At 65.8% G+C, this 596-nt stretch carries 1 protein-coding gene; it reads right to left on the reverse strand.

Annotated features, from left to right (window positions below; genetic code table 11):
• Positions 1-157: 157 nt before the first annotated feature.
• Positions 158-596: HNH endonuclease signature motif containing protein (locus F6Q13_RS17560; RefSeq protein WP_293059273.1), on the reverse strand; the 439-nt coding region annotated here is incomplete at its 5' end.

Genomic DNA, 596 nt, shown 5'->3' on the forward strand with positions numbered 1-596 from the left:
GTCTCACCGCGCACGTCGTGTGACGGCCGACTCGTGTTCTGTCGGGGCTTGTCCATCGGGAAGGCCCTCGTCTGCGCGGTCGCCATCCGGCCCACCAATACGGGTCACCTCACCTGTCCCAAACTCCATTAGAAGCTTTCACCAGCCACTGTGCTGATCAGCCACCGTCGATACGACACACGAATCGGACCTTCCAGGGATGGGTGGGGCCAACCGGAAACGGGATCGTGTGATCGATGTCGCACACTTCGGCGGGCTGGTCGCATCCGGGGAACCGACACGTTAAATCCCGCAACCGGACGAATTCCGCCAGCGCCGCCGACGGCCGATACCCCGGTTCCGGATCGGTTGACGGCTTGAGCAACGGCTTGAGCTTCGCCGTAACGGCCAGCCCGCGCAACGCGGTGACCGGCAGGGGCCCGAATCCGGGAAGGTAACCCGGCGTGTCCGCATCGCCCTCGAGCGTGGCCTGCTCGGCCAGCACATGAATCACGACGTCGGTGCCCGGCCGCCGTTGAGCTGACGAGCAATCCGGCAGCCCGCACTGGCAGCGCATCTCGTCAAGCCCAGCAGCCAACGCACCCAGCGCATCGGCC

The sequence above is a fragment of the Mycobacterium sp. genome (assembly GCF_008709575.1).
GTDB lineage: Bacteria > Actinomycetota > Actinomycetes > Mycobacteriales > Mycobacteriaceae > Mycobacterium.